Origin of the sequence: Zhongshania sp., assembly GCF_041584495.1 — a bacterium.
In the GTDB taxonomy this organism is placed as follows: Bacteria; Pseudomonadota; Gammaproteobacteria; order Pseudomonadales; family Spongiibacteraceae; genus Spongiibacter.
In genome coordinates, this window is record NZ_JBFHDY010000246.1 from 1 (window position 1) to 2,357 (window position 2,357).

A 2,357-nucleotide genomic window follows, 5' to 3' on the forward strand; every position below is an offset into this window, starting at 1 on the left:
CCTGAGATGCGTGGCCTTAATCCTCAGACCATCGCCCTGGCAATGCTTGCAGGGCGGCCTGCGCGCAGGCTTTGCCCAGACCTCGATCCCTTTCCTGCGAACTACCCGTTCAATCTCAAGGCCAGGTATGCCTATAATTCTCCCTGCGTGGGACATCGGTATTCTCCATCAAACTGTTTCTTCGCAAATTCAGTTTAATGAATGCCGGTGTCCCCCGTTAATGATGAAGAGCCAAAAAACCGCCTCTATTGGCGGTTTTTTTATTTCTAAAAATCAGCACCCCCTTCCCCAACCTTTACCAACCTGCCTAGCGCCAGTGACAGTACCGAATGGCGGGTTTTGGCCAATGGCGACACCACTGATTACCCAGAAACACTCGCTTATCATGTAGAACCAACCCCAGAACACGTGGCAAACTGGCACGATTTTGTTGACCCAGCCATTACAGCTGACACTTTTACTATTAGTGTCAGCGCACTAAATCGGAACTTGGCGATTGATAATACCGACAAAGTGCAAACCGCTGTACCCGGCAGCGCCCCCGCCAACGAAACCTTTATTTTTGAAGAGGCAGCAAATTGCGAAACGCTCCCCAAAGCGCAGAGCCATTTCAGCGGCCAACCGTTTAAAGACACCTAGCCCGACGGTACGGCACTCGGTCACGTCGATGTTCACGTAAATATTAGTGCCACTGAATTTCTGGGCGGCGGGCTATTCAGCATGCCCCCAATGGTCACTCTACTGATGGCTGGCCAAGCTTTACCGATTGGCCACCGCGCGCCTGAACCGGTGACTTACGCGTTATCGTCAACGATTTGGTCGACAATGAAACCCTCGGTGGAGTACAGCGCAACGCCTCTGACGACCTCACCCAAGATTGCCATTCAATGAATAACACTGGTCGCCAAGCTGACACCATGTACGCCATGAAAAAGTATATCGACGCCCAATACGGTGGTCCCGACAAAGGCGCCAGCGCAAGCAAGCCTTCATTACTGTTTCGCTTTGGCTACGGCACCAATGGCCTATCGGCCCAGACCGGGCCGCGCAACAACCCGACAAACCCCATTGAGCACCCTTTCACACTGTTTAGCGGCGCGCCATTCAACACCATGACGAAATTCGATAACACCTCGATCCTTAGCTTTGAGCAGCTCAACAGCATTGATGCTGATGGCAATATTAGCCGCCCCGGGCATGGAAGATCTTGACGGCAATGCCCACTACGCCATGCCCAGTGATTTCGTGAAAAATTGTCCTCGACAGCCCCAATGCCTGCCGCCAACCAAGTTCGGTATTTTTTCAACTCAGCTGAAGTGTTTTTGCAAACATGGAAGCACACCGAATTGGCCAGTGCAGTAATTCAAGCCAATGATTTAAAGAATATTCCGGCGACCGCGCCAGCCATCTTACGCCCCACTCCGCCAATCGTTACCTACGCACCGTAAACACGAGCATTAGTAGCAACAAACGCACCTGACTCAGCGTCGCACACACGAGATTACAAAGCTACGCAACGCCAGCACATACGAAACGTAAACACTGGCAATATGCCCCGCAATAATTAAGGTCAGTTGGACATGCCATGCTGTGAAGGTATCTGGAATGAAAACACGCTGCAGCTAGCTTATGGTGCCAAACTAATTACGGCCCCAACCAAAAGGGTCCGACACCAAACTGACGACTTTAATGCCCTGAGTTTGAATCAAGGTGTAGTAATCGGCAACATGATAAACCAGCGCAATAGGCAGCAAACACCAATAAATACAAAAATGGTGACAACAGTAAACACAAACCTTGCCAATAGCTGTACAAGCGCGACATTGCCGCAAACGCGATAAATGAATTCGTGCCAGTCCAGTATTGTAAAAGCCACGGTAAAAATCCAACCATAATAATTTTCCCACACCACTGTTTCGTGAAGGCCATCAAAGGCTGTGGAGGACAACATGAACAAAACAAAAACCAATAAACTTAACTGCCGCGGTGGCTCAGCAAGCACGCCGCTAAAGGAAATACGTAAATGCCCGCCCTCGCCGTGTGCATCACTCGGCTTGTAATCGATGGGCGCCATGACCGCAAGAAGTCTAAAAAACGCTAACAAACTCACAATACTCAAACCAACTGTGACGGCCGGTTAAGGCGACCCCAAGAATATTTAATGCGGCATAACCCATTAATAGCACCTTCAGCGTAAATGGTGCATTTTGAGCAAACAACTCAAACCAAACAAACCCACTATACAGAAACAACGCGGGCCAAAACGCCAAGAAACTCGGATAGCGCACGCAGCCGCGCAGCCGCGCAGCAGACTAGGCTTGATCCGAGGGAGAATATCGATCATAAATTGCCAAGGA

At 50.1% G+C, this 2,357-nt stretch carries 4 protein-coding genes; 3 read left to right on the forward strand and 1 reads right to left on the reverse strand.

Going from position 1 to position 2,357, the window contains the following annotated elements; genetic code table 11:
• The first annotated feature begins 339 nt into the window (after positions 1 to 339).
• The 3 genes from ABYP33_RS18715 (at position 340) to ABYP33_RS18725 (ending at position 1,448) form a co-directional block, all read left to right on the forward strand.
• Entirely contained in the window at positions 340 to 639 is a 300-nt protein-coding gene (locus ABYP33_RS18715; protein ID WP_373092814.1) for a hypothetical protein, read from the forward strand.
• Between the two features lie 176 nt (positions 640 to 815).
• Positions 816 to 1,211 (forward strand): hypothetical protein, encoded by a 396-nt coding sequence (locus ABYP33_RS18720; protein WP_373092816.1) that lies wholly within the window; start codon positions 816 to 818, stop codon positions 1,209 to 1,211.
• Between the two features lie 60 nt (positions 1,212 to 1,271).
• The gene (locus tag ABYP33_RS18725; protein ID WP_373092818.1) at positions 1,272 to 1,448 is read left to right on the forward strand and encodes a hypothetical protein; all 177 of its coding nucleotides are present in this window, start codon (positions 1,272 to 1,274) and stop codon (positions 1,446 to 1,448) included.
• A gap of 257 nt (positions 1,449 to 1,705) precedes the next feature.
• Here ABYP33_RS18725 and ABYP33_RS18730 read toward each other — a convergent pair whose 3' ends face one another.
• Positions 1,706 to 2,110, reverse strand: coding sequence for a hypothetical protein (locus ABYP33_RS18730; RefSeq protein ID WP_373092819.1), 405 nt, complete (start codon positions 2,108 to 2,110; stop codon positions 1,706 to 1,708).
• Positions 2,111 to 2,357: the final 247 nt, after the last annotated feature.